The sequence below is a fragment of the Tumebacillus algifaecis genome (assembly GCF_002243515.1).
Lineage (GTDB): Bacteria > Bacillota > Bacilli > Tumebacillales > Tumebacillaceae > Tumebacillus_A > Tumebacillus_A algifaecis.
This window is the reverse complement of the sequence record NZ_CP022657.1, coordinates 3,056,033-3,080,000: the sequence shown is the minus strand read 5'-3', so window position 1 is coordinate 3,080,000 and position 23,968 is coordinate 3,056,033. Positions and strand designations below refer to the sequence as shown.

Annotated in this window: 26 protein-coding genes, 2 tRNA genes and 1 rRNA gene (1 of these 29 only partly in view); 24 read left to right on the top strand and 5 right to left on the bottom strand. The window is 51.9% G+C overall.

Annotation, left to right across the window (positions count from 1 at the left end; translation table 11 throughout):
• The 5 genes from CIG75_RS13095 to CIG75_RS13070 all read left to right on the top strand — a co-directional run.
• Window positions 1–135: ribosomal RNA gene (locus tag CIG75_RS13095) — 23S ribosomal RNA — on the top strand; it begins 2,795 nt to the left of the window's first position.
• Between the two features lie 55 nt (window positions 136–190).
• A tRNA-Thr gene (locus tag CIG75_RS13090) sits at window positions 191–266 on the top strand.
• A gap of 9 nt (window positions 267–275) precedes the next feature.
• Window positions 276–362, top strand: a tRNA-Leu gene (locus tag CIG75_RS13085).
• 483 nt (window positions 363–845) lie between these two features.
• Complete coding sequence (locus CIG75_RS13075; RefSeq protein ID WP_227874221.1) at window positions 846–1,217, top strand: DUF5665 domain-containing protein; 372 nt, start codon at window positions 846–848, stop codon at window positions 1,215–1,217.
• 45 nt (window positions 1,218–1,262) lie between these two features.
• Complete coding sequence (locus tag CIG75_RS13070) at window positions 1,263–1,973, top strand: TraR/DksA C4-type zinc finger protein (protein WP_094237071.1); 711 nt, start codon at window positions 1,263–1,265, stop codon at window positions 1,971–1,973.
• A gap of 38 nt (window positions 1,974–2,011) precedes the next feature.
• Here CIG75_RS13070 and CIG75_RS13065 read toward each other — a convergent pair whose 3' ends face one another.
• On the bottom strand, window positions 2,012–3,697 hold the full coding sequence (locus tag CIG75_RS13065) for a S8 family serine peptidase (RefSeq protein ID WP_094237070.1): 1,686 nt from the start codon (window positions 3,695–3,697) through the stop codon (window positions 2,012–2,014).
• A 160-nt stretch (window positions 3,698–3,857) separates the two neighbouring features.
• Between CIG75_RS13065 and lspA the strand changes: the two genes are divergently transcribed.
• From lspA to CIG75_RS13000, 13 genes are all read left to right on the top strand, one after another.
• A complete protein-coding gene (gene lspA / locus CIG75_RS13060) occupies window positions 3,858–4,382 on the top strand; it encodes a signal peptidase II (protein ID WP_227874220.1) in 525 nt (174 codons plus the stop codon).
• On the top strand, window positions 4,382–5,362 hold the full coding sequence (locus CIG75_RS13055) for an RluA family pseudouridine synthase (protein WP_094237069.1): 981 nt from the start codon (window positions 4,382–4,384) through the stop codon (window positions 5,360–5,362). The genes lspA and CIG75_RS13055 overlap by 1 nt, the downstream gene beginning before the upstream one ends.
• 232 nt (window positions 5,363–5,594) lie before the next feature.
• On the top strand, window positions 5,595–6,149 hold the full coding sequence (pyrR, locus tag CIG75_RS13050) for a bifunctional pyr operon transcriptional regulator/uracil phosphoribosyltransferase PyrR (protein ID WP_094237068.1): 555 nt from the start codon (window positions 5,595–5,597) through the stop codon (window positions 6,147–6,149).
• Window positions 6,150–6,284: 135 nt separating this feature from the next.
• Window positions 6,285–7,520, top strand: a complete 1,236-nt coding sequence (gene uraA, locus CIG75_RS13045; protein WP_094237067.1) for a uracil permease — start codon at window positions 6,285–6,287, stop codon at window positions 7,518–7,520.
• A gap of 166 nt (window positions 7,521–7,686) precedes the next feature.
• The gene (gene pyrB / locus CIG75_RS13040) at window positions 7,687–8,646 is read left to right on the top strand and encodes an aspartate carbamoyltransferase (protein ID WP_094237066.1); all 960 of its coding nucleotides are present in this window, start codon (window positions 7,687–7,689) and stop codon (window positions 8,644–8,646) included.
• A gap of 47 nt (window positions 8,647–8,693) precedes the next feature.
• Window positions 8,694–9,980 carry a dihydroorotase gene (locus CIG75_RS13035; RefSeq protein ID WP_094237065.1) on the top strand — a complete coding sequence of 429 codons (1,287 nt, stop codon included), beginning with the start codon at window positions 8,694–8,696 and terminating at the stop codon, window positions 9,978–9,980.
• 30 nt (window positions 9,981–10,010) lie between these two features.
• On the top strand, window positions 10,011–11,093 hold the full coding sequence (carA, locus tag CIG75_RS13030; protein ID WP_094237064.1) for a glutamine-hydrolyzing carbamoyl-phosphate synthase small subunit: 1,083 nt from the start codon (window positions 10,011–10,013) through the stop codon (window positions 11,091–11,093).
• Window position 11,094: 1 nt separating this feature from the next.
• Entirely contained in the window at window positions 11,095–14,286 is a 3,192-nt protein-coding gene (carB, locus tag CIG75_RS13025) for a carbamoyl-phosphate synthase large subunit (RefSeq protein WP_094237063.1), read from the top strand.
• Between the two features lie 24 nt (window positions 14,287–14,310).
• Window positions 14,311–15,078 carry a dihydroorotate dehydrogenase electron transfer subunit gene (locus CIG75_RS13020; protein ID WP_094237062.1) on the top strand — a complete coding sequence of 256 codons (768 nt, stop codon included), beginning with the start codon at window positions 14,311–14,313 and terminating at the stop codon, window positions 15,076–15,078.
• The gene (locus tag CIG75_RS13015) at window positions 15,078–16,010 is read left to right on the top strand and encodes a dihydroorotate dehydrogenase (protein WP_094237061.1); all 933 of its coding nucleotides are present in this window, start codon (window positions 15,078–15,080) and stop codon (window positions 16,008–16,010) included. Before CIG75_RS13020 ends, CIG75_RS13015 begins: the two co-directional genes overlap by 1 nt.
• Window positions 16,007–16,729, top strand: coding sequence for an orotidine-5'-phosphate decarboxylase (gene pyrF / locus CIG75_RS13010; RefSeq protein ID WP_094237060.1), 723 nt, complete (start codon window positions 16,007–16,009; stop codon window positions 16,727–16,729). Before CIG75_RS13015 ends, pyrF begins: the two co-directional genes overlap by 4 nt.
• Before the next feature lie 28 nt (window positions 16,730–16,757).
• Window positions 16,758–17,387, top strand: coding sequence for an orotate phosphoribosyltransferase (gene pyrE / locus CIG75_RS13005; RefSeq protein ID WP_094237059.1), 630 nt, complete (start codon window positions 16,758–16,760; stop codon window positions 17,385–17,387).
• A 123-nt stretch (window positions 17,388–17,510) separates the two neighbouring features.
• Window positions 17,511–17,780, top strand: a complete 270-nt coding sequence (locus CIG75_RS13000; protein WP_094237058.1) for a late competence development ComFB family protein — start codon at window positions 17,511–17,513, stop codon at window positions 17,778–17,780.
• 180 nt (window positions 17,781–17,960) lie between these two features.
• Here CIG75_RS13000 and CIG75_RS12995 read toward each other — a convergent pair whose 3' ends face one another.
• Complete coding sequence (locus tag CIG75_RS12995; RefSeq protein WP_094237057.1) at window positions 17,961–19,316, bottom strand: tyrosine-type recombinase/integrase; 1,356 nt, start codon at window positions 19,314–19,316, stop codon at window positions 17,961–17,963.
• A gap of 241 nt (window positions 19,317–19,557) precedes the next feature.
• Between CIG75_RS12995 and CIG75_RS12990 the strand changes: the two genes are divergently transcribed.
• From CIG75_RS12990 to CIG75_RS12985, 3 genes are all read left to right on the top strand, one after another.
• Window positions 19,558–20,751: a helix-turn-helix domain-containing protein gene (locus CIG75_RS12990; protein WP_094237056.1), complete on the top strand. Its 1,194-nt coding sequence runs from the start codon at window positions 19,558–19,560 to the stop codon at window positions 20,749–20,751.
• 29 nt (window positions 20,752–20,780) lie between these two features.
• Entirely contained in the window at window positions 20,781–20,915 is a 135-nt protein-coding gene (locus CIG75_RS21465; protein WP_265415036.1) for a hypothetical protein, read from the top strand.
• A gap of 270 nt (window positions 20,916–21,185) precedes the next feature.
• On the top strand, window positions 21,186–21,482 hold the full coding sequence (locus CIG75_RS12985; protein ID WP_094237055.1) for a hypothetical protein: 297 nt from the start codon (window positions 21,186–21,188) through the stop codon (window positions 21,480–21,482).
• On the opposite strand, the gene CIG75_RS12980 is transcribed toward CIG75_RS12985, so the two are convergent.
• The 3 genes from CIG75_RS12980 to CIG75_RS12970 all read right to left on the bottom strand — a co-directional run bounded on the left by CIG75_RS12980 (window position 21,451) and on the right by CIG75_RS12970 (window position 22,630).
• Complete coding sequence (locus CIG75_RS12980; protein ID WP_094237054.1) at window positions 21,451–21,741, bottom strand: hypothetical protein; 291 nt, start codon at window positions 21,739–21,741, stop codon at window positions 21,451–21,453. The genes CIG75_RS12985 and CIG75_RS12980 overlap by 32 nt on opposite strands.
• A gap of 69 nt (window positions 21,742–21,810) precedes the next feature.
• Window positions 21,811–22,212 (bottom strand): helix-turn-helix domain-containing protein, encoded by a 402-nt coding sequence (locus CIG75_RS12975; protein WP_094237053.1) that lies wholly within the window; start codon window positions 22,210–22,212, stop codon window positions 21,811–21,813.
• 43 nt (window positions 22,213–22,255) lie between these two features.
• Window positions 22,256–22,630: a helix-turn-helix domain-containing protein gene (locus CIG75_RS12970; protein WP_157729545.1), complete on the bottom strand. Its 375-nt coding sequence runs from the start codon at window positions 22,628–22,630 to the stop codon at window positions 22,256–22,258.
• Window positions 22,631–22,769: 139 nt separating this feature from the next.
• Here CIG75_RS12970 and CIG75_RS12965 point away from each other — a divergent pair, with 139 nt between their 5' ends.
• The 3 genes from CIG75_RS12965 (at window position 22,770) to CIG75_RS12955 (ending at window position 23,964) form a co-directional block, all read left to right on the top strand.
• A complete protein-coding gene (locus CIG75_RS12965; protein WP_094237051.1) occupies window positions 22,770–23,003 on the top strand; it encodes a helix-turn-helix transcriptional regulator in 234 nt (77 codons plus the stop codon).
• 115 nt (window positions 23,004–23,118) lie between these two features.
• Window positions 23,119–23,586: a hypothetical protein gene (locus tag CIG75_RS12960; RefSeq protein ID WP_094237050.1), complete on the top strand. Its 468-nt coding sequence runs from the start codon at window positions 23,119–23,121 to the stop codon at window positions 23,584–23,586.
• 30 nt (window positions 23,587–23,616) lie between these two features.
• Entirely contained in the window at window positions 23,617–23,964 is a 348-nt protein-coding gene (locus CIG75_RS12955; protein WP_094237049.1) for a DUF6618 family protein, read from the top strand.
• Window positions 23,965–23,968 lie beyond the last annotated feature (4 nt).

Below are 23,968 nucleotides of genomic sequence, written 5' to 3'. Positions count from 1 at the left end.
GCCCACCTCAAGATAAGACTTCCCACACGGTCAACGTGGTAAGACCCCTTGTAGAAGACAAGGTTGATAGGCTGGAGGTGGAAGCGCCGTGAGGCGTGTAGCTGACCAGTACTAATCGGTCGAGGGCTTATCCTAAGTATGTCCAACACTCACAATTATTTTCGCATCCAGTTTTCAGGGAACATCCTTTGCCGATGTAGCTCAGTTGATAGAGCAATCGATTCGTAATCGATAGGTCGCAGGTTTGAGTCCTGTCATCGGCACCAGTTACCAATGCGGTCATGGCGGAATTGGCAGACGCGCAAGATTCAGGTTCTTGTGGGGGCAACCCTGTGGAGGTTCAAGTCCTCTTGACCGCACCAGACTAAAAAGCCCGCTCCTTTTGGAGCGGGCTTTTTGCATGGAAGTAGAAAAAAATAAGGAAAAGGCCTTGTCGTCAAGCAAGGCCCTTTCCTTATTTCCAATGAAAGACTATGGAAACGATCCAAGTAACAAATCCGATCAAGAGCAAGGCGATAAATACTTGCGAATAGGGTATCACATAGTCAAAAAGCATTTTTGTTAAAAAACTTGCGAAAAGTTCTACTCCCCCGACCCAGATCATGATGGATGCCAGGGAACGTATGGTTTGTCGGCGCACCTGACAGACTCCTCTCTTTATCCAAACAGATGGACATACGATCATCAATTCTATTTTTCATCATACACCTGATAAAAGTGCAACCTCAATACGTCATCGTCTTAATCTTTGACAATTCTGTGCCTGCTGCATTTCTTACCATCTATCACTCAACATGAAGAGATAGGCGAACGGGAATAGTAGGGATATGCGGGAGGGATTGAGCATGGAGAACAAACATGCGCAGGGCAAGACACGCCGCACAGAACGCGTAGTGCAAGACAATCAGCAAATCACGCTGGACGATCGGGTGAGCGTGTTGAGCGAACAGGTGGAGCGGCTCGCCATTCATATGGAGAAGGCGAATTTTGCTGACTATGTGCAACTGCTCAATCGGCCAAGGCGGATGATTTTCTATAGTCTGGTGGGCGGTATTGCACGCGGTGTCGGGCTCGGTATTGGCTTTTCCGTTCTCGGTGCGACTTTGGTGTACCTGTTACAGAAATTGCAACTGTTGGGCTTGCCGTTAATCGGGGACTATATAGCTGAACTCGTGCGCATTGTGCAATCAAATCTAGGTAATCCGTACGTACGGTAACGGTAGGAAGTCGTAAGATCTGTTAGAACAGGAGGGGCTCCCATCATGAATCTCACCACCGAACAACTGAGACAGCTGCGTTCTAAACTTGAAGATGAGATGTCTGACATTCTCCAGCGCTTAGACGAAGACGATGCTTACCAAATGAGAAATTCGTTAATGGATACGACCGGCGAGCTGTCACTTTATGATAACCATCCGGCTGACATCGGTTCTGAGGTGTTTGAAAGGGGGAAAGACCTCGCCTTGCGGGACGCCGATAGTTTGCGTATCGAGGAGATTGACGAAGCGCTTGAAAGTATGGAGGATGACACGTATGGCATCTGTGCACAATGTGGACGAAACATTCCCTTTGTGCGCTTGGAAGCGAACCCAGCCGCCAAACAATGCGTGGACTGCCAAGAGGAGCTAGATGCGCAGGAGATTTCGGGGAATCGGCCAGTGGAAGAGAACTTTCTATTTCCTGGTTTTGGGCGTTCGTTTATGGATCATAATGATGAGGATTACAACGGATTTGATGGTGAAGACGCTTGGCAAGCGGTGGCCCGTTATGGGACTGCGGCTACCAATGATGAAAATCCAGATGCGCTCCACCCTAACGAATTTTATCTTCACGCCGATGAACGCCTTGGCTATGTGGAAGATATTGAAGGCTTCACCATCACCGATATTGAAGGAAATCCGGTGAAAGATCCCCAATATGTTCACAACGATGCATATCGCAGGGCGTGGAGAGAGGCTGAAGAACAGTGGTAGAAAAAAGCTCTGTGCCAGGAAAGGCACAGAGCTTTTCTTTACTTAAACGAACCGTCGAGGTGATAAGCACCTGTTCCACTATAGGAGTACACGCGAACGGTGTAGGTGCCGGTAACTGTCGGCTGGAACGTGATCGTTTCTTGGCGGCTGGTACCGAGTGAGGAAGCGACCTGAGTGCCGGACGGATTGGTGAGATAGAGGTCGAAGTCGGGCGCGGAGGAACTGGTCCAGTTAGGCATCAGCAACGTCAGAGCGATCGGTGTCGTTGTCGAGGTGACGGAGAAGGTGTAGGATTGTGACTGACCCGCTGCGGTCAAGGAGCCGGACCAGAATTGGTGGTTCGGGACGCTCGGACCGGTTCCACTATAGCCACCAGCCGACTTGATCGCTTCATACGCTTGCAGGCGTCCCCAGCCGTAGTCGATATCCTGACCGGCTACTCCCCAGTCCTGTGCCGTGCTGGTCAGTTTGTTTTTGATGTCGGCAGGGGTCAGCGAGTAATTGGCGTCCAGCATCAACGCAATGACGCCCGCGGTGAACGGTGTGGCCATCGAGGTGCCGCTGTAGGAAATGTACTGATTGCTCGAGTTTGCTCGGGGCGCCGTGATGTTGTAGCCCGGAGCTACCAAGTCAGGTTTGATTCGACCGTCCGCCGTTGGACCGCGCGAGGAGAAAGAGGTCAGGTTGAACCCTTTTTCACCGACATCGGCAAACGCGCCGACGGTGATCGCTTGACGAGCAGCGCCAGGTGAGCCGATCGTCGATTTTCGAGGACCGGAGTTGCCTGCCGCAACTACCGCTACCAGTCCATTTGCAACCGCGTTATCGATCGCGAGCGACGTGGAGTCATTACCGTCCGAGGAGCCGGACGTACCCAGCGACAGGTTGATCACTTTGATGCCATATGTGCTTTTGTTGGCGATGGCCCAGTTGATCCCCGCATCGACGTCCGACATGTAGCCGCTTCCAGTGCCGTCGAGTACTTTAATGCCGACAAGTGCAGCACCGGGCGCCACGCCTTTGTAGGAGGCGTTTCCGTCTCCCGTGCCGGCGATAATGCCAGATACGTGCGTGCCGTGGCCGTCGTCGTCATAAGGAGCTGGATTGGGGGTCGGGCCGACGAAATCTCGGAAGGCGAGGACTTTTCCACCATCGAGATCGACATGGTTACCGTCGATTCCGGTGTCGATGACCGCCACGACAACGTCCGTGCTGGAGAAGGAGGTCGGGTTGCCATCACGGTCGCCATCTAAGAGGAAGTCGGTCGCAGCCTTTGTGGAGCCAAAAGAGTCGCCAGCCGTGTTCATCGTCTTGTGCACTGGAGCATCATATTGAATCGATTCGACCATCGGGTGTTTCTGCAACCTTTCGATCTGCGATTTTTTCATCGTTGCTGCGAATCCCTGGTAGGAGTGTTCGAACGTATGCTTCGTTTGGAACTCGCTTCCGATGTCACTTTTGATTTTTTGCAGTTTTTGATTGGCAAATTTCTCGTTCAAACGGACGATGACACGAACTTCGTCGTCTGCCGTTTTACTTAGCAACATCGCCTCAAGATCATCGAAAATTTTGTTCTTGTCAGCGTCAACCATCTTGGCAATTTTGGTGCTGTCTTGCGGATCGACCACCTTTTTTGTCACCGTGTCGGACGCTGCAAAACTTGTCGCCGATGTGACGGTCAATGCGGCGGAAAGTGCGAGGACCGCCCATGATTTCTTCTTCATTTGATGACCACCCTTTCTTTTTTAACGACAAAAATAATTAATTTTCATTCGGTGATATTTTATAATCGCACTCGGTTCGATATTCCATATTGTCTGAAAAATAATTTTGATTGAAATGTGTTCGCTGTGAGCATGGTAAAGAGTAAGGGAATATGCTACAATGGGCAAGCAAAAAACGGGCTTTTTTGCCTTCAGAGGTGACAAGATGCTGTTTTATCTGCTGATCGCTCTTGTGGTGGTCCTCGATCAAGTGATGAAATATTACATACGCGCGAATATGGATGTGACCGAATCGGTTCCGCTTTGGGAAGGTGTGATCAACCTGACCTCGCATCGCAATCCGGGTGCTGCTTTCGGAATTTTGGAAGGGCAGCAGTGGTTCTTCATTTTGAGCACAGCAGCGGTGGTCGTCGGCGTGATCTATTTCCGGGCGAAAGGCGAACTGAAAGGCCGTCCGCTGATGGAGATTGGACTTGCCCTTTTGATGGGTGGCGCGATCGGCAATGCGATCGACCGCGTTCTGTTTGGCGTTGTGACCGACTTTTTTGATCTGCAGTTTGTTTCGTTTGCGATCTTTAATATCGCCGATGTGGCGATCAACATCGGGGTGGGACTGATGATTCTGTCGATGCTGATCGAGTGGCTGCAGACGAGAAAGAGCGTCAGTCGAGAGGAGGAAGCCTGATGGAAGAGAACGTGCAAACGCTACTTAACCACGAGGTTGACGGAGAGTTGGAAGAACGGGAGATTCGATCTTGGACGATCGAATCTGAGGCGGGCGAGCGCATCGACAAGCTTTTGTCGGGCTGGATGAGCGAGCTGTCCCGCACCCAAGTCCAGGATTTAATCGATCAGGAAGCCATTCTGGTCAACGGTAGCAAGTCGAAATCGAATTACAAAGTGCGCTTGGGTGATGAGATCACGCTTGATCTGCCAGAGCCGGCCGAAGTGACGCTCGTAGGCGAAGACATCCCTCTCGATGTGTACTATGAGGATCATGATGTAATCGTCGTCAACAAACCGCGAGGCATGGTCGTTCATCCGGCTGCTGGGCATACAAGCGGTACGCTGGTCAATGCACTGCTCTTTCATTGCAAGGACCTGTCCGGCATCAACGGAGAGGTGCGTCCAGGCATCGTGCACCGTATTGACAAGGACACGTCTGGGCTGCTGATGTCAGCCAAAAATGATCATGCACACCGTCATCTGTCCGCTCAGCTCAAGGAGCACTCGGTGACTCGTAAATATATCGCTGTCGTGCACGGCGTCATCGAACATGATCTCGGCACGGTGGATGCACCGATCGGCAGGCATCCGGTCCACCGCCAGCAGATGGCGGTCATCCGTGATGGTGGTCGGGAGGCGATCACCCATTTCCAAGTGTTGGAACGACTGGAGAAGTTTACGGTGGTCGAGTTAAAATTAGAGACTGGGCGCACGCACCAGATTCGTGTCCATATGGATTTTATCGGGCATCCGCTCGTCGGCGATCCGAAATACGGAAATCAAAAGCGCAACAAGTTTGGCGACATCATCGACGGGCAGGCTTTGCACGCTCAGGTGCTCGGCTTTGTGCATCCACGCACGGAAGAGTATCTGGAGTTTGCGACCGACATCCCGGAAGATATGGTGCGACTGATCGACTTTTTGCGTCAACAGGCTTGACGATTCTCGAGAAAATTGCTATCCTTCAATAGAACTGAATAAGTCCTTTAAACTGATCCCGTGAGGTCGGTAAGGAGTCGGCTGTAGAGTCCGAACGCTTGCGAGCGTTTCTGGCACTCTGCAAAGAACTGTGTGCATATAAACAGGAGGCTTCTTCCGCGAGGGAAGAAGCCTTTTTTGTCGACACTTGAGGACACTTACTAGCAAAGAATCTCAGACTGGAGGAGCCACGATGGAATTGACCGAGAAAACGCAGTTGCTCGATGCGGAAGCGATCCGCCGGGCTCTGACGCGAATCGCCCACGAAATCGTCGAAAAGAACAAAGGCACAGACAACCTCGTGCTCGTCGGTATCAAAACGCGGGGCATCCACCTTGCGCAGCGGCTTTCCGAACGCATTATGGCCTTTGAGGAGCAGCAGGTTCCGGTCGGGACGCTCGACATCACCCTGTATCGAGACGACCTAAAACAGCGAACGGAGCAAGCGGTGGTGCATGGCTCGGAAATCGATTTTGACATCACCGACAAGACGGTGGTTCTCGTCGATGATGTGCTGTTTACCGGACGCACCGTTCGAGCGGCCCTTGATGCCTTGATCGACATCGGGCGCCCGACGCAGATTCAACTGGCAGTCTTGGTGGACCGCGGTCACCGCGAACTGCCGATTCGGCCCGACTATGTGGGAAAAAACGTTCCAACCTCTCGCGACGAAGTGGTGGCGGTAAATCTGGTTGAGACCGAGCAAGTAGACAAAGTGATCATCATGGAAAAAGCAAACACTCTTTAACCGGGTCCCGTGAGGCGCGAAAGAGTGGGATGTTTTGGACAGGTTTTGTGTTGTCCTGCCCAAATCCCCCTCTCCTCGCGCCGCGGAGAGGTTTTTTGTTAGTAAGGGGTTTGTCTTCAAGGGGGAAAACACATCATGAACCAGCAACGAGTCGTCGATGTACAGGAGCGCTTGCCACTCGCAAAATCGTTTCCACTGAGTCTGCAACATCTGTTTGCCATGTTCGGCGCAACGGTGCTCGTACCGTTCCTGACAGGCTTGAATCCGGCCATTGCGCTCTTGACAAGCGGGATCGGCACCCTGATCTACATTTTTCTGACCAAAGGCATGATTCCAGGTTATCTCGGCTCTTCGTTCGCCTTTATCGCACCGATCATCGCAGTCTCGAAAGCAGAAAGTCCGGAAGCGGCGCTGTTCGGCTGTCTCATCTCAGGCATCGTCTACATCATCGTTGCCTTTATCATCCGAGGGGCAGGCATCGATTGGCTGAACAAGTTGCTACCTCCGGTCGTGGTCGGCTCGATCGTCATCGTGATCGGACTTGGTCTCGCCGGAGTTGCGGTGAACATGGCAGCTGAAAATTGGACGGTCGCAGTTGTTGGTCTGATCATCGCGATCATCGCTTCGGCATTCTTCCGCGGGTTTCTCGGGGTCATCCCGATTCTGCTTGGCATCATCGGTGGCTATGTCTTCGCGATCACCCAAGGCATGGTCGATTTTACAAAAGTAGCTGAAGCAAGTTGGATCGCGCTACCAGACTTCCAAACTCCAAAAGTATCTTGGACGGCCGCCTTGTTGATCGCCCCGGTCGCGCTGGTTACCATCGCCGAACACATCGGCCATCTGTTGGTGACCGAAAACATCGTCGGCCGCAACCTGATGAAAAAGCCCGGCCTGCATCGCTCGATGCTGGGAGATGGTGTGGCAACGGCGCTGGCTGGAGCGATTGGTGGACCGCCTTCGACCACATATGGTGAGAACATTGGCGTTATGGCGATCACACGCGTATACTCGGTTTGGGTGATCGGCGGTGCGGCGGTGCTCGCAATCCTGTTCGCCTTCATCGGGAAAATCTCTGCGCTGATCTCCACGATTCCGGTGCCTGTCATGGGTGGGATCTCGATCTTGCTCTTTGGGATCATAGCTTCGGCTGGTCTGCGGATGTTGGTCGAGAGCGGTATCAACTATGGCAACAAGCGCAACCTGATCATCTCCTCGGTCATTTTGGTGCTCGGAGTAGGCGGGGCGAAAATCCACATTGGTGACCTACCGATCGAAGGGATGGCGCTGGCCACCTTTGCCGGGATTCTGCTGAACCTTGTGTTACCGAAAAATATCAACAACGAAGACGCAGGGCATCAAAAAAAGTAAATAGGTGAAAATAGAAACGTTCTGTGCCTTTCACAGCACCTTTAAACCAATACGAGAGATTGGTAAGGTCTGTTCTATCGGACGTGTAGTTTAACTCTGTCTGCTGGACTCCCTTGCCACTTAAAGCAATGGGAGTCTTTTTTGTGAAAAACGGGAGGTAGCCGATATGTACCATGTGCTGAGTGCTCATCAGTTTGACCGCAACCAGTTGAACCAATTGTTCCGCATGGCGGAAATTATGGAATATACGGCCGCAAATGGCGGTTCCAACCTGCTCAACGGCAAGATCATGGCGGCTCTGTTCTTCGAGCCCAGCACGCGCACTCGGTTTTCGTTCGAATCGGCGATGATGCGCCTCGGCGGCAAGGTGATCTCCACCGAAAATGCTGCCCAATTCTCTTCTGCGATCAAAGGGGAGACGCTCGAAGATTCAATCCGGGTGATCTCTTCCTATGCCGATTTGATCGTGCTCCGTCATAACGAAGTCGGAGCGGCGACACGGGCGGCTAAAGTGTCAGCGGTTCCGGTGATCAACGCCGGGGACGGCGCGGGTGAGCATCCGACCCAATCGCTGCTCGACCTGTTCACCATTCAAAAGGAACTGGGCAGCATCGACAACATTCACATCGCGATGGTCGGCGACCTGACCTACGGACGTACCGTTCATTCCCTGTCTTACATGCTGTCCCGCTACGAAAATGTGACGATCTCCTTTGTATCGCCGGAAAACTGCCCGATTCCGCAAAAAGTGAAAGACTTTCTCGAGGAGCAAGGCGTTACCTACTATGAAGAGGACGACCTGCAGACGGTTGCTGAGAAAGTGGATGTGCTCTACATGACGCGCATCCAAAAGGAGCGTTTTCCAAGCGGCGAGGAATATTTGAAAGCGGCTGGCAAGTATGTGATCGACCAAAACGTGCTCGACCGTATGAAGCAGCACGCGATCATTTTGCACCCGCTGCCACGAGCCGGTGAGATCTTGCCAGAGGTCGATGAGGACCCGCGCGCCGCCTATTTCCGCCAAGCGACCAACGGCGTGTATATCCGCATGGCGTTGCTCGCATACTGCCTTGGCGACAAGCGGGCGGAAGCAGAAATGGAAGCATTGTCCAAGGTGATGGGGTAAACGCTTACGATGGCGCATGTGCGCTCGACAGATTGAGGAGGATGACGATGGGACTGGTACTGAAAAATGGACGACTGCTCAACTTGGAGACGGGTGAACGAGAAGCACTTGAGATTTTGATCGTGGGAGAGTCGATCGCAGAGGTGGCCGAGCAAATCGATGCGGCTGATCATGAGACGATCGACCTGAATGGCAACTTGATTCTACCAGGCTTTCTCGATATGCACGTACATCTGCGCCAGCCAGGTTTTGAAGCGAAGGAGACGATTGAGACGGGGACGGCGGCCGCAGCGCGCGGCGGATTCACCACGGTGGCCTGCATGCCGAACACAAGACCGGTCCTCGACTCGCCCGAATTGATCCGCTATGTCTATGAAAAGACTGCGCAGGAAGGCTCTTGCACCGTCCTCCCGTATGGTGCGATCACCAAAGGCGAACTGGGCGAAGAACTAACCGACATCGCCGGACTGAAAGCGGCTGGAGTAATCGGCATTACCGACGACGGGGTCGGCGTGCAGTCCTCCTCGTTGATGCGGGAAGCGATGCGCACAGCAGCAGCGCTCGATCTTCCGGTCGTGATCCACTCGGAAGATGAGGACCTTGCCAAAGACGGTTGCATGAACGAAGGGGTCGTCTCCAAACGACTCGGCTTGCCGGGCATTCCGGGGCTTGCCGAAAGCGCGATGATCGCCCGCGACATCCTGCTTGCTGAAGATACGGGCGCGCACCTGCATGTTTGCCATATCTCCGATGCCGCGTCGGTCGAACTGGTTCGCCATGCCAAAAGCCGCGGGTTGAAAGTGACGACCGAAGTGACGCCGCACCATCTGCTTCTGACCGAAGCGATCATCGACCAGACCGATGCGTCAGACGCCAACATGAAGGTCAATCCGCCGATCCGCACTGAAAAAGACCGCTTGGCCTGCTTGCAAGGGCTGCTCGACGGCACGATCGACATGGTAGCAACCGACCATGCGCCGCACACCGAGGAGGAAAAACAGCGTCCGTTTCAAACGGCACCGTTCGGCTTCGTTGGTCTGGAGATCGCGTTTCCGCTCCTCTACACCGAATTGGTGCAAACCGGACACTTGCCGCTCCATGAGCTGGTGAAAAAATTCACGGTCAACCCGGCCCAAGTGTTCAAACTTGATCGCGGCAGCCTCACCGTCGGCAAAGTGGCCGACCTGACCGTCGTCGATCTAGATACGGAGCGCACGATCACGGGTGAAGAGTTGAAAACGAAAGGGCGCAACACTCCGTTTATGGGCAAAACGGTGCAAGGCTGGAGCGTGCTGACGATCAACCAAGGGCGCATTACCTACCAAGGCAAATAAGCACAGACATTAGAAGGGTGGAGAAGCGAAATGCGAGCAAGGCTGATTTTGGAAGATGGAACTGTGTTCGAAGGCACCGCGTTCGGCGCGGAAGGGGAGTCGTTTGGCGAGGTTGTTTTTAACACCGGCATGACCGGCTATCAAGAGGTGCTGACCGATCCGTCCTACTATGGGCAGATCGTGACGATGACCTACCCGCTGATCGGAAACTACGGCGTGAACATCGATGACATCGAGTCCAACCATCCGCATGTACGCGGCTTTGTCGTTCGTGAGTGGTCGTCTCATCCGAGCAACTGGCGGAACATGGGCAGTCTTGATGCTTACCTAAAGACGAACAACATCATCGGCATCCAAGGCATCGACACCCGCATGTTGACCAAAAAGATCCGTGTCAAAGGCACGATGGGCGGCGTGATCACCACGCTCGACCGCTCGGTGGAAGAGTACGTGTCCAAGCTGAATACGCAGGGCTTGCTACCACGCGATCAGGTGGCTCGCGTCACCACCAAATCGACCTACAGAAGCCCGGGCAAAAACTATCGCATCGTCGCAATGGATTTTGGGATGAAATCGGGTGTGCTGCGCTCGCTGGTCGCACGAGGATGTGATGTGACGGTGGTGCCAGCAGACACTTCGGCCGAGGAAATTCTGAACTGGCAACCGCACGGTGTCATGCTCTCCAATGGCCCTGGCGACCCGGCCGATCTTACCGACATCATCGCAACGGTGCGCCAATTGATCGGCCAAGTCCCGATCTTCGGCATCTGCCTCGGGCATCAGTTGATCTCGCTAGCTTGTGGAGCGAGAACGGAGCGCTTGAAGTTCGGCCACCGCGGCGCGAACCACCCGGTGAAAGATTTGCTGAACGGTCGGTGCTACATCACATCGCAAAACCACGGCTACGTGGTCGTACCCGAATCGCTTCCAGGCACGGGCCTAGAACTGACGCACATCAACCAGAACGATGGTTCTGTCGAAGGTGTCCGCCACACTGAGCATCCAGTATTCTCCGTCCAATATCATCCGGAGGCGCGCCCAGGTCCGGATGACTCTGACTATCTGTTCGACCGTTTCATGGAAATAATTGCAGCTCACGGGGAGGGGAAATAACATGCCATTGCGTACAGACCTCAAGAAAATTCTGGTGATCGGCTCCGGTCCGATCGTCATCGGACAAGCAGCGGAGTTCGACTATGCAGGCACTCAAGCTTGCCATGCCCTGCGCGAGGAAGGCATCGAAGTGGTGCTTGTCAACTCCAACCCAGCTACGATCATGACCGACCTCGATACGGCTGACAAAGTCTATGTGGAACCGTTGACCCCGGAGTTTGTCGCGCAAATCATCCGTCAAGAAAAACCGGACGGTCTGCTCGCCACCCTCGGCGGACAAACCGGGCTGAATTTGGCGGTCAAATTGCACGAGATGGGCGTGTTGGAACAAGAGAACGTCGAATTGCTCGGCACAGCGCTCACGTCGATCAATCAGGCCGAAGACCGAGAAGAGTTCCGTTCGTTGATGAAAGTGCTTGACGAACCGGTGCCGGAATCGGCCATCGTCAACACGTTTGAAGAAGCGAAACGATTTGCTGAAGAGATCGGCTTCCCGATCATCATCCGTCCGGCCTTCACGCTGGGCGGTACTGGCGGCGGCATCGTCAAGGATTGGGAGGAGTATGAAGAGATCGTCAACCTCGGCCTCCAATTGTCTCCGATCTCTCAAGTGCTCGTCGAGCGGTCGATCGCAGGATTCAAAGAGGTTGAGTACGAAGTGATGCGCGACAAAAATGATAACTGCATCGTGGTCTGTAACATGGAGAACTTCGACCCGGTCGGCATCCACACGGGCGACTCGATCGTCGTCGCACCGTCGCAAACGCTGTCCGATCATGAATACCAGATGCTTCGCTCCTCGGCGCTGAAAATCATTCGAGCCCTCGGCATCGAAGGCGGTTGCAACGTGCAGTTTGCGCTCGACCCGAACTCCTTCCAATATTACCTGATCGAAGTCAATCCGCGCGTCTCCCGCTCTTCGGCGCTCGCGTCGAAAGCGACCGGCTACCCGATTGCCAAGATCGCGGCGAAAATCGCTGTCGGGTACACCCTCGACGAGATTGTCAACCCGGTCACCAAACAGACGTATGCCTGCTTCGAACCGGCTCTCGACTATATCGTCACGAAAATCCCGCGCTGGCCGTTTGATAAATTCGTCTCCGCCAAGCGAGTGCTCGGCACGCAAATGAAGGCGACTGGCGAAGTCATGGCCATCGAACGATCCTTCGAAGCGTCGCTGATGAAAGCGGTGCGCTCCTTGGAGATCGACCTCGACTCGCTCGATCTGCCGGGTGCTGACGAGCTTGATCAAGAGTCGTTGGAAAAACGCTTGGTGGTCGCTGACGATGAACGCCTCTTCCTGATCGCTGAGGCGTTCAAGCGGAACTACACGGTCGAACAGCTCCACGAGCTGACCAAAGTCGATGAATGGTTTCTCGGCAAAGTGGAAGGCATCGTCCGCCTGCTGCAGACGATTGCAGAGCAAGGTCTGACCGAAGAGAACTTCACCAAGGCGAAAAAATGGAGCATCACCGACAGCACGATCGCCCGCTACGCTGGTCTGACCGAAGAGGAAGTGTACGGCAGACGTCAAGCGCTCGGACTGCGTCCGGTCTTCAAAATGGTGGACACCTGCGCCGCTGAATTTGAATCGGCAACTCCATACTATTACTCGGCGTACGAACAGGAAGATGAAGTGGCCGAGTCGGACAACAAAAAAGTGGTGGTGCTCGGCTCCGGACCGATCCGCATCGGACAAGGCATCGAATTTGACTACTGCTCCGTCCATGCGGTCTGGGGACTGAAAGATGCAGGGTACGAGTCGATCATCATCAACAACAACCCAGAGACTGTCTCCACCGACTTCTCGACGTCCGACCGTCTGTACTTCGAGCCTCTGCACATCGAGGATGTCATGCATGTGATCGACCGTGAACAACCGGAAGGCGTCATCGTCCAGTTCGGCGGACAGACGGCGATCAATCTTGCCGCACCGCTCGCCAAACGCGGCGTAAAAATCCTCGGCACGCAACTCGAGGACATCGACCGCGCCGAAGATCGTGAAAAATTTGACCAACTGCTCACCGACCTCGATATTCCGCGCCCGCAAGGCAAAACGGTCTTCACCGTCGCAGCGGCGGTCAAAGCGGCCGATGAAACAGGTTATCCGGTCGTAGTGCGTCCGTCCTACGTTCTCGGGGGCCGTGCGATGGAGATCGTCTACACCGAAGAGGACCTGTTGCACTACATGCAGCATGCAGTAAAAGTGAACTCGGAGCATCCGGTGCTCGTAGACCGTTACCTGACCGGATTGGAGATCGAAGTCGATGCGATCTCCGACGGTGAGACTGTGCTGATCCCAGGTATCATGGAGCATGTCGAGCGCGCAGGCGTTCACTCCGGCGATTCGATTGCGGTGTATCCGACGCAAAAACTGTACCCGCATCTGAAAGAAACGATCATCGAGTACACGACCAAAATCGCTCGGGCCTTGAAAGTCAAAGGTCTGCTGAACATCCAATACGTGGTCTCCAAAGATCGCGTGTATGTGATCGAAGTCAACCCGCGCTCCTCCCGCACCGTGCCATTTCTTTCAAAAGTGACCGGCGTGCCGATGGTAGACGTGGCGATGCAGATCATCTTTGGCAAATCGCTGCTCGAACAAGGCTACGAAAACGGTCTCTGGCCAGAACCGCAAGACATGGTCGCTGTCAAAGTGCCGGTCTTCTCCTTCGCCAAACTTCGCCGCGTCGATGTCACGCTCGGCCCGGAAATGAAATCGACAGGTGAGGTGATGGGACAGGAGCGCACGTTCGCCAAAGCGCTGTACAAAGGCTTGCTGGCTGGCGGCATCGACATCCCTGCGCATGGCACGATCATCGCCACCGTATCTGACAAAGACAAGGATGAGGCATTGCCGATTCTCAAGGGGTACGCCAACCTCGGCTTCCGCTTCCTTGCGACGAAAGGCACGGCAGCGCTCTTGCGCGACAATGGGATCTCCGTCACCGAAGTCAAAAAACTTGCAGAAGGCTCGCCAAACCTCGTCGATCTGTTGCGCCAAGGCAAAGCGGACATGGTGATCAACACGCTGACCCGCGGCAAAGAGACAACCCGCGACGGTTTCCGCATTCGCAGGGAAGCGGTGGAACATGGCATCCCGTGTCTGACTTCACTTGACACGGCAGCAGCGATGCTCGAAGTTCTGCAATCGATCCGCTTCTCGACCGTACCGCTTGGCGCCGCGAAGTAAACAGACAAAAGGGGGCAGGGACTGATGGCACGGCTTACGATCCTAGAACATAAAGAGATTGCGCACAACATGATGTGGCTGGTGTTCACGGCACCGGAGAACCTCAGCTATTCACCGGGTCAATTTTTACACATCCGCGTGACCGACGGGGTGGATCATCTGCTCCGTCGCCCCATCTCGCTGTGCAAAGTGTTGGGGGAAAACGGCGGCATTGGCATCGCCTACCGCGTCGGCGGCAAAGGAACCAAACTGCTACAGGCCAAAAAAGTCGGTGACACAATCGACGTGCTCGGACCGCTTGGGAAAGGGTTTCACGTACATGACGAGGACAAACACGTCCTGCTGGTCGGCGGTGGGATCGGCGTGCCACCGATGGTGGAACTTGCCGATAAACTGACGCAGAGAGGTGTAAAAGTTACCTCGATCGTGGGCTTCCAAAACGAGAAGGTGGCGATTCTGATCGACGAATTGCGCCACTATGGCGAAGTGCTGGTTGCGACCAATGATGGGACACTCGGCCAAAAAGGGTTTGTCACCGACTACATGAGCGATGAACTGCTGGCGAGTGCCGATCGCTTCTACGCTTGTGGACCGACACCGATGCTGCGCGCCGTGCAGGAGAAGATGAAAGGCAAAGTCGAGGGCTATCTGTCCCTCGAAGAGCGGATGGGCTGCGGCATCGGGGCCTGCATGGCCTGTGTCACCTCCTGTGTGCGGGAAGACGGTAGCGTCGGCTATCAGAAAGTGTGCAAAGATGGGCCGGTGTTCCCGGCACCGGAGGTGGTTTTGTAATGGCGACAAGCGTCGATCTTTCTGTTGAAATTGGCTCGTTAAAGCTGAAAAATCCGGTCATGCCAGCATCGGGCTGCTTTGCGTTTGGCAAGGAGTTTGCCGATTTTTATGACCTGAGCGTGCTGGGCGCGATCACCGTTAAGGCGACCACGCTCGAACCGCGTTTGGGTAACCCTACTCCCCGCGTGGCTGAAACGCCAGGCGGGATGCTCAATGCGATCGGCTTGCAAAATCCGGGTGTGGAGAAAATTATCGCCGAAGAACTGCCGCACTTGCGTAGCTATGACATCCCGGTCATCGTCAATGTGGCTGGCACCACTGTGGAAGACTACGTGGCAGTCACCGAGCGCTTGATGGACAGCACAGATGTCGATGCGATCGAGGTCAACATCTCCTGTCCAAACGTCAAATGCGGTGGTATCCAGTTCGGCACCGATCCTGCACAAGCGGCACATGTGACCCGCGAAATCAAGCGTGTCTCAAAAGTTCCGGTCATCGTCAAATTGTCGCCAAACGTCACCGACATCGTCGCGATGGCTCAAGCGGTGGAAGCGGCCGGGGCGGACGCGATCTCCCTGATCAATACGCTCGTCGGCATGTCGATCGACCTGAACAAGAAACGGCCCTTGATCGCAAACGGCATTGGCGGCTTGTCCGGTCCGGCTGTCAAACCGGTCGCGGTGCGGATGACCTATCAGGTGGCGCAAGCGGTCAACATCCCGCTGATCGGCATGGGCGGGATCATGACGGGTGAAGATGCGATCGAGTTTATGCTGGCAGGCGCTTCTGCCGTAGCCGTGGGGACGGCGAACTTTGTGAACCCGATGGCCTGTCCGGAGATCATCGAAGAAATCCGCACCTACTGTGCAGACCATGGTGTGGAGCGTGTGCGCGACCTGCAAGGGCTGGCGTGGAAGGAGTTGGCACGATGAACAGCAGGCATAACCCGCAAGAGCGAATTTTTGTCGCGCTCGACTATGACAACATGGACGATGCGCTGCGCATGGCCGAGCAGCTCGGGGACACGATCAAAACGATGAAAGTCGGCCTGCAGCTCTTTTTCAAAAGCGGCCCGCAGATTTTGCACCGCCTGCAGGACATGGGTTTTCAAATCTTTATGGACTGCAAGTTCCACGACATTCCGAACACGGTAGCCGGTGCTTCCGACTCGGTGACACAGCATGGTGTCTACATGTTCAACGTCCACTGTGCGGGTGGATTCGACATGATGAAGCGCGCCAAAGAGGCGGCGGTTAAGCGTGCGGAGTCGATGGGGATTGCAGTCCCGAAACTGATCGGTGTCACACAGTTGACTTCGACATCACAACAAATGCTCAATCAGGAGATCGGCGTGCCTGGCGATGTGCAAAGCTCTGTGTTGCATTACGCCAAGCTGGCCCAGCAGGCCGGTTTGGACGGAGTGGTGGCTTCGGGACATGAGATCGAAGCGATTCGGGCCACTTGCGGGGAAGAGTTCCTGACTGTGATTCCGGGCATTCGTCCGGCATGGGCAGCCCAAGATGACCAAAAGCGCATCATGACGCCAGCCCAAGCATTGCAGGCGGGTGCTCACTATCTGGTGATCGGACGTGCCATCACCCACGCAGCAGATCCAAGAGCGGCTGCCATGCGCATTTTGGACGAAATCTAAGCAGACCATTTGAAGGGGAGAACGCATTATGACCACGACGACCGCAAACCAAATATCCAAAGCATTGCTCGACATTCAAGCGGTGTTCCTGCGCCCGCACGACCCGTTCATCTGGGCTTCCGGGATGCGCTCGCCGATCTATTGCGATAACCGCCTGACCTTGTCCTATCCAGACGTGCGCAATTTGATCGCTGACGGGTTTGCCGAATTGATCAAGGAGAAATATCCAGAGGCGGACATCATCGCAGGCATGGCCACAGGCGGAATCGCACATGCGGCGTTTGTCGCGCAAAAGCTGAATAAACCGATGGTCTACATCCGTTCTTCCGCGAAGAAGCACGGCAAAGGCAATCAGGTGGAAGGGGCGTTGACAGCAGGTCAAAAGGTGGTGATCATTGAAGATTTGATCTCCACTGGCGGCTCTGTCCTTGACGGGGTGGAAGCGGTGCGCGAAGCAGGCGGCAAGGTGCTGGGCGTCGCGGCGATCTTTAGCTACGAGTTTCAGAAGGCGTTCGACAATTTTGCTGCGGCAGCCTGTGCATTTGATACGTTGACCAACTACACGACGCTCCTGCCGATCGCTGTGGAATCTGGTTATGTGTCGGAAGAAGATCTCAAACTGTTGAAAAAATGGAAAGAAAATCCGAATGAATTCTAGGCGAAAGACCCTGTCACAGGGTCTTTTTTACTTATAAGGAGCAGGATGTTTGCCAATCGTGAAGAATTACTATTAAAGAGAAACGGTAAATTATTATTAACATAAATATAGTGAGGTACGCCAATGATGAAAGTCATGAATTTGATGGAGCAAATCGTTGAAGAGGTTTTCGATGAGCATTGGCAAAACCTGAAGATCGTCTGCTCGTGTCAAATTTGTAAAAATGACATGATGGCTGTTGCATTGAATGCCTTGCCGCCCCGCTATGTGGCGCATAACAAAGGACGGGCGATCGTGCAGGCGCGGATGATGCACGAACAGATGAAGGCCGATGTGTTGCTCGAAGTGACTCGTGCCGCGATTCTGGTCGGAACCAAGCCGTCCCATGAGTAAACGGAAACAAGAGATCGCTTTGCGGCGATCTTTTTCTGTCCCCGGATGATTTTCTGATTGCGAGGGAAACGCGATTGTGTTACTTTATAAAGGAGTATCAGAGGGTGCTGAAAAACCTTGCTACAACAGGTTTTTTCGGCACCTTTTCGATTTGTTGCTAACATTGCGCTAACTTCTGCTTCAAATTGATGCGTTTTGTAGAATCTCCCCCCATTTGTCGCTGGCAACTTTTGTCCTCTCTTGTAGGAAATGCGAGTAGGTGGACAATGTGATAGACGGGTTCGCATGACCGAGACGAGCTGAAACGTCGGTGATCGGCACACCAGCCATGAGCAGCAGTGATGCATGCGTGTGTCGGGAGTCATGTAGTGTGAAGTCAGGGCGACCGAATCTATCGAAGCTCCTGCGGTACCAGTTTGTAAGAACTCCTGGGACAAGTGGTTGACCATTCGGCAAAGCGAAGATCAAACCGTGATCTTGATAGTTCGACCCAAGTTTCAGTTTGTGCTCGTTTCGAATTTTGATCTGCCGTTTGAGTATTTTTAACTCAGTTGGGGTGAGAGAAATTGTTCGAAGGCTCGAATCATTTTTTAGAGAATCCTGGATTAATGCCGACCCGTCCTCGTTCGGAACGACTGATTGTCGAAAAGTGATCAGCTCGGCTTCGAAATCAACATCTGCATCACGAAGCCCTAGGATCTCACCACGTCGAGCTCCAGTGCCAAAAGAAAGTGTTGCAAAATTGAAGTATACTTCGTATTGTTTTGCTTTGTTTTCTGCTTTTCTTATTGCGTTGAAAAAGCTTATTGGCATCGCATCGATTCCGCGGAGTTTGTACGATTGCCACAGACTTTCAATCTGGTTATCGTCATAACCAAGCTTCGTCAGATATTCTTTCCAGATGCCTTCGATCGAAATGGACTGTAGGTAATCCAACATTTCAGCCGGCGACATGATCGCGACCTCAGTTTTTGGTGCTTTTGGGAGTTCGACCAGCGCCGCTGGGTTCTCATTAATAATTTTGTTTCTAACGGCTTTTTTCAATGTTCGGTTTAGGAATGAGAGATAGCTCCGAGCCGTTGATACAATAATTTTCTCGTCCTTTATCGCTTTTATCATGTGCTTCTCGATTTCAAGAGTGGACAGATCAGGGAGTAAAATGTCTCCAAGTGGGGGGGCGCAAAAAAACTTAGTTTCACTGTTGTAGTTTTTTGTGGTGTTCACTTTGTGGATTTTAGCTAATGCTTTTCTGGTGGCTAGACTTTCTAGAAGATATTCTCTCAGTGTTAATTTGCTTGGCTCGATGTATTTTCCGTTTTGCACTTCTGCGATCCGACGTGCTCGTTCACTGGCTGCCTTAGCAGCTGTGTTGAACTCTTTTGGATCAAGGACATCGGAGACCTGATTTCGTTTGCCGCCGATTCTTGGACCATCAAATACAATCTCGTAGCCGCCCGATTCATTTCTCGCGGTATAAACGCCCGGATACTTGGTTTTCCGTGAGTCATTCGAGCTTCTTTTCTTATTTTTGGTCATTTCTACACTCCTCTCTGATTGGCATGATTGGTAGTATCATTTTATCAAATGGTTGAGGGTGTGGTAGAATACATTTACATCACTCCTTGAGTGCATGATTGGTGAGAGAAGGCTGTCGGCATTTGCTGATGGTCTTTTTTCGTGAGTGCAAATACTTTAAGAATGTCTTGAATGTAAATGGTAAGAGGGGTAGAATTTATACAAAGCCTTTGAGAGAGAAGTGGATTTGGGGGTATGTTGCATGGAAGCAGCTACTACAGAACGGAAGCGGCGAGTCAAAAAAGACGCGGAAGCGATTGTAAAATATAACGCAGTAATTGCGAGGAATGTCTTGTTTTTTCGTAATGAACGCGGGTGGAGCCAGGATGATCTGGAAACGCTCTCCGGACTGGCGAAGGCAAACATATCGCGGATTGAGAACGGGAAGTATGGCAGACGAATTAACGATGACTTTGTGGCGATCCTTGCGAACACCTTTAAGCTCGATCCGGATGCGATTACGGAGACTAACGAAGATATCACTAATCGTATTCATGCATTGACCCAAGCCTCTAAACAATGGCCGATCGGCGAAGAAACTCTCGAAGAAGCGGAGAGGCTTCGAAATGACATTCAAGATCGAGGGCCAAAAGAAATGGCACAGGTTTACATGATCCTTGGTCATATCGAATATGCACATTGGAGGGTTTCCCGTGCGTTAGAGTATTACGAGGAGTCATATCGTCTCGCGATCCAGACAAATGAGCCTTTATTGATTCAGAAATCTCGCTACAATCTATCCTTGATTCTTATCGCATCAGGTAGATATGAACGGGCTGAGACATACATGAAGGAAAGTTTGAACGAAGCATTCGACGATGAACGCCGAGCGAGAGCCTTAAATAGCTTGGGATACCTGTATTACTCGCAAGGCGATTTCGATAAAGCAGAGTATTACTACTCAGAAGTTCAAAAATATAAGCTATGCGATTCGGGGCTTTTGGTAACCCTTCAGTCGCATCAAGGAATGGGCGATATTTACCGACTAAAAGGCGATTTCAAAAAGGCGAAAGAATGTATCGACCAAGCTCTTAAAATTGCCAGAGACAGAAACGATGGCATCGGCATTCTGTACTCGTATAAGACTCTTAGTGAAATCCTTGATGATTCAGGAGATATTGAAAAGTCGCTGTCATACTTGAAACAGGCAAAGTCTGTAGCAGTATCAATTCACAGAAATTACGAATCTGCTTTGATTGACTTTCATTTGTGCTTACGACTAAAGGATTATGAAGGAATGATCCATGCTACATATCAGATAACAGAAATGGACGCTCCCCCTTCCGAATTGGCAGAAATTTATGAGATAATCGCATATGAGGCACGTGCTCAAGGCAGGATGAACGATGCATTTGAATATCTTGAAAAGCACGTGACTATGCTAAAACGAAAGTGATCGAGGGATGAGAGGGGGAAGAGAGAAAGATGAAAAAAATTATTGTATCGCTAATTTTGGCAAGTGTATTTATGTTGACTATTCAGTTAGGTACGCATGAATCGGAAAATACAGCGTCGGTAATTCCTCCATATCCAGACTTTGCTGTTGTGGAAGGATTATAAAAATAGGCCCTTGCGGGTCTATTTTTATTTTCTTAACTTGATACTTTGTTTCTACTTTCGGTATTTATATTCCTTGACTTATAAACATTAGTTAGAATGGTGGTGATCAATAAATAAATAATCGGGAGTTGTTTGATATATGTTACAGCCAGAAACGTGGGAGGATTACCTGGCGAAACTCGATGATGAAGCGTTGACATCCGAGGACAGGTTGATGATATCGAGAATTTTCGACGAGTCATCAAAAGTAAAAATAGGGGCGATCGCATAATGGAGCAAAAGCAAACGTTCGACGTCATGAGCGGCTTGGCCGCTCGCCATGCGGAGATTGGCGGCCAGATCGACGAGAACGTCTCGTGTGTAGGGTCTGCCGCTGCACACCTAGCGCAGATTGCCACGCAGCAGGGGAAGATTTGTGCGTGTCATGTCACAGGCTGTGATGACAAAAAAGAAACCGCCGTTGGGACGGCGATTTCGTTAATCATGCTTGATCAGGATCTTCTTGCGAAATTTAGAGAAATGAGAATCGGAAAGCTTACTTCGATTCTGAAGGAACAATGCCCATAATTTCGAGTTCGGTAAATAATCGCTCGTTATTCACCTCGATCATTTTGGCGACACCTCGAAAAATTGCTTCTTCATTTGCGATCACGAAAGCCTTTTGAACTTGTTCCTCCGGTGATAGGTCTTTTGATATTTCTTTTAATTCCTCCCATTCGAGGAATTTGCCTTGAGCAATATCTAGCTGTAGTTCAGTGAGTACTTTTGTGAACTCAAGATGACCGAACAGAGAAAGCATATTAGCGTCCCAGCTTTTGATAGACATGTGGTTTCACCTCCTTTCAAGGAGGCTCAGGCTGACTGACTTGTTGTGCCCCGCCCCTTTTCGAAGGGGCTATTCTTTTGCCGCCAATTTCTTCAGGATCCGAATATCAGTCTCGCTATCCTCAATGCGCCGGACCAGCTCGCCGATCTGCGCCGTACTGGTGCGCAGCTCCGTCAGCTCAGCGGTCAGTGCGTCCATTTTCGCGTCCAAGGCTTCTAGGTAGCGCAGTACCTGATCGTCGGCCTGTGGAGCTGATACGGTGCAGTTGCGCTCTTCTGTGCGGCCGAGGAGGTAGTCGGTGGAGGCACCGAAGAGGTCGGAGAGCTTTATGATGTATGACATGCTGGCTTCGCGCCTGCAACTCTCCCATTGTGACACTGTAACCCGATTGACTCCTAAGCGACTTGCAATCTCATCTTGGCTGAAGGAATGCTCTTTCCTCAATTTCTTCAATCTATCTCCAAAACTCAAAACAACATCTCCTCACAACAAAACCCCCGTAACAGGGGGTTTTTCATTTCTCCAATTTTCGCAACTTAATCAAAAGATCCATCTGACGGAGAGCTTCTTCCTTTGCTTCCGGCGTGAAATGCGTGCCATCAACATCTAAGATTCTATCGTTAGCAAGGTCATTGCGTACGTCTTCTATTGTTCGGAGGCTATCGGACTGCTCCTTGTTCATATGAGGGATAGTGGAGGTTCCGAGTAAATAGTCGATTGTTACATCGAAACGAGCGGCTAGTGTCTGAAGGTGCTCGTAAGGCGGCTTCCTCTTTCCTTGTTCATAAAAACCATAACCACTCTCGGTGATGTCTAGTAAGTCAGCGACTTGCTTTTGGGTAAGTTTATGTTTTTTACGTTCAATGCGTAGCTTATCTTGTAGTTCCAACAAACCTGCACCTCCATATCGCAAGTATACAACTAACAGTTGGGTAATGGAACTAATACAACTGATTGTTGAGAAAAGTGTTGACACTCAACAATCAGTTGGGTATTATGAAGACAACACTTAGTTGGGTGGTGATTGATTGAAACGGAAAAAATTGACCGAATTACGCCAAGACCGCAATTGGAAGCAAGAAGACGTGGTGTATCGGTTGAAGGAGTTTTATGAAATTTCAATTAGCGCAAGTTACTACGGCATGATCGAGCAAGGCGTGAGAACGCCCAATCTGCAACTCGGGATTGCGATCGCCGAATTGTTCGAAACCGAGATAAAGGATTTATTTTTTTGCTCATCAACTCAACAAATCGTTGGGTAACGTTAGCGACGAACAAGCGGCATCATCTGCTTAAACCTGAAACCTTGTTCCAACTTTAATTCTAACAAATTTTGCTAGATAAGATAATGGAACAAACGTTCGGAGGTGAACATTCATGGCAAAACATTGTATTTACAAATCGCCCGCTGATTTACCAAATGAGATGACCGTCAAAAACTTCGAAGATGCACTCGGTGTTTCCCGATCGATGTCCTATAAACGCATTCAAGAGCCCGACCTCCAGATCTACCGCGCTGGATACAGCGAAACGGGCATACGGATCACAAAACAAGAATTTTTGCGCTTCATCGGTTATGTTCAGCTCGACCTGGACGACGAGTTGGCCAATACACCGCTGGTCTGGACGATTGAAGACATCGCAAAGTACCGGCAGAAAGCATCGGCCACGATCTATGAAGAAGCCCGGCGCGAAAACTTCCCAAAAATCCCTGGTCTAGGGACGCGGATTGTAATCGGTCGTGAAGCGTATCTGGCAAGCATCGGCTATGGCCAGAAGCAAGAAATTGATCTGAATAGCAACGTAATCCACATCGATGATTTGTTTGTGCGTCGTCTGGCGTAGCGCCAATTAGAAAAGAGGAGGGATCATCTTATGAAACAACCTGTCAACATCCCGTTTGAATGCCAATTGCAGTGGCCGGAAAGCGGTGAGCAAGAAAGTTGGAACGGCACGATCGACCAGATTATCAATCGCGGTTCTCACATTGAGTTCCATATCAAAAGCCGCTCTGGTTTCTGGTGCGTTGCAGCACCGTATCAGGCTGGCAACCTTCTGGTGATCGAGGCAGATCAAGCATCGTTGGGCCTGGCACACCCGAATGATCTTTTCTACAACAAAGAAAAGGTCCTTCAATGTGAACACCTCAACACTGTAGACGGCATCACAGCCGTATACGCACTCAAGGCACTCGCTGACGCGGGCCACTACGAAGGGAGATAACGAT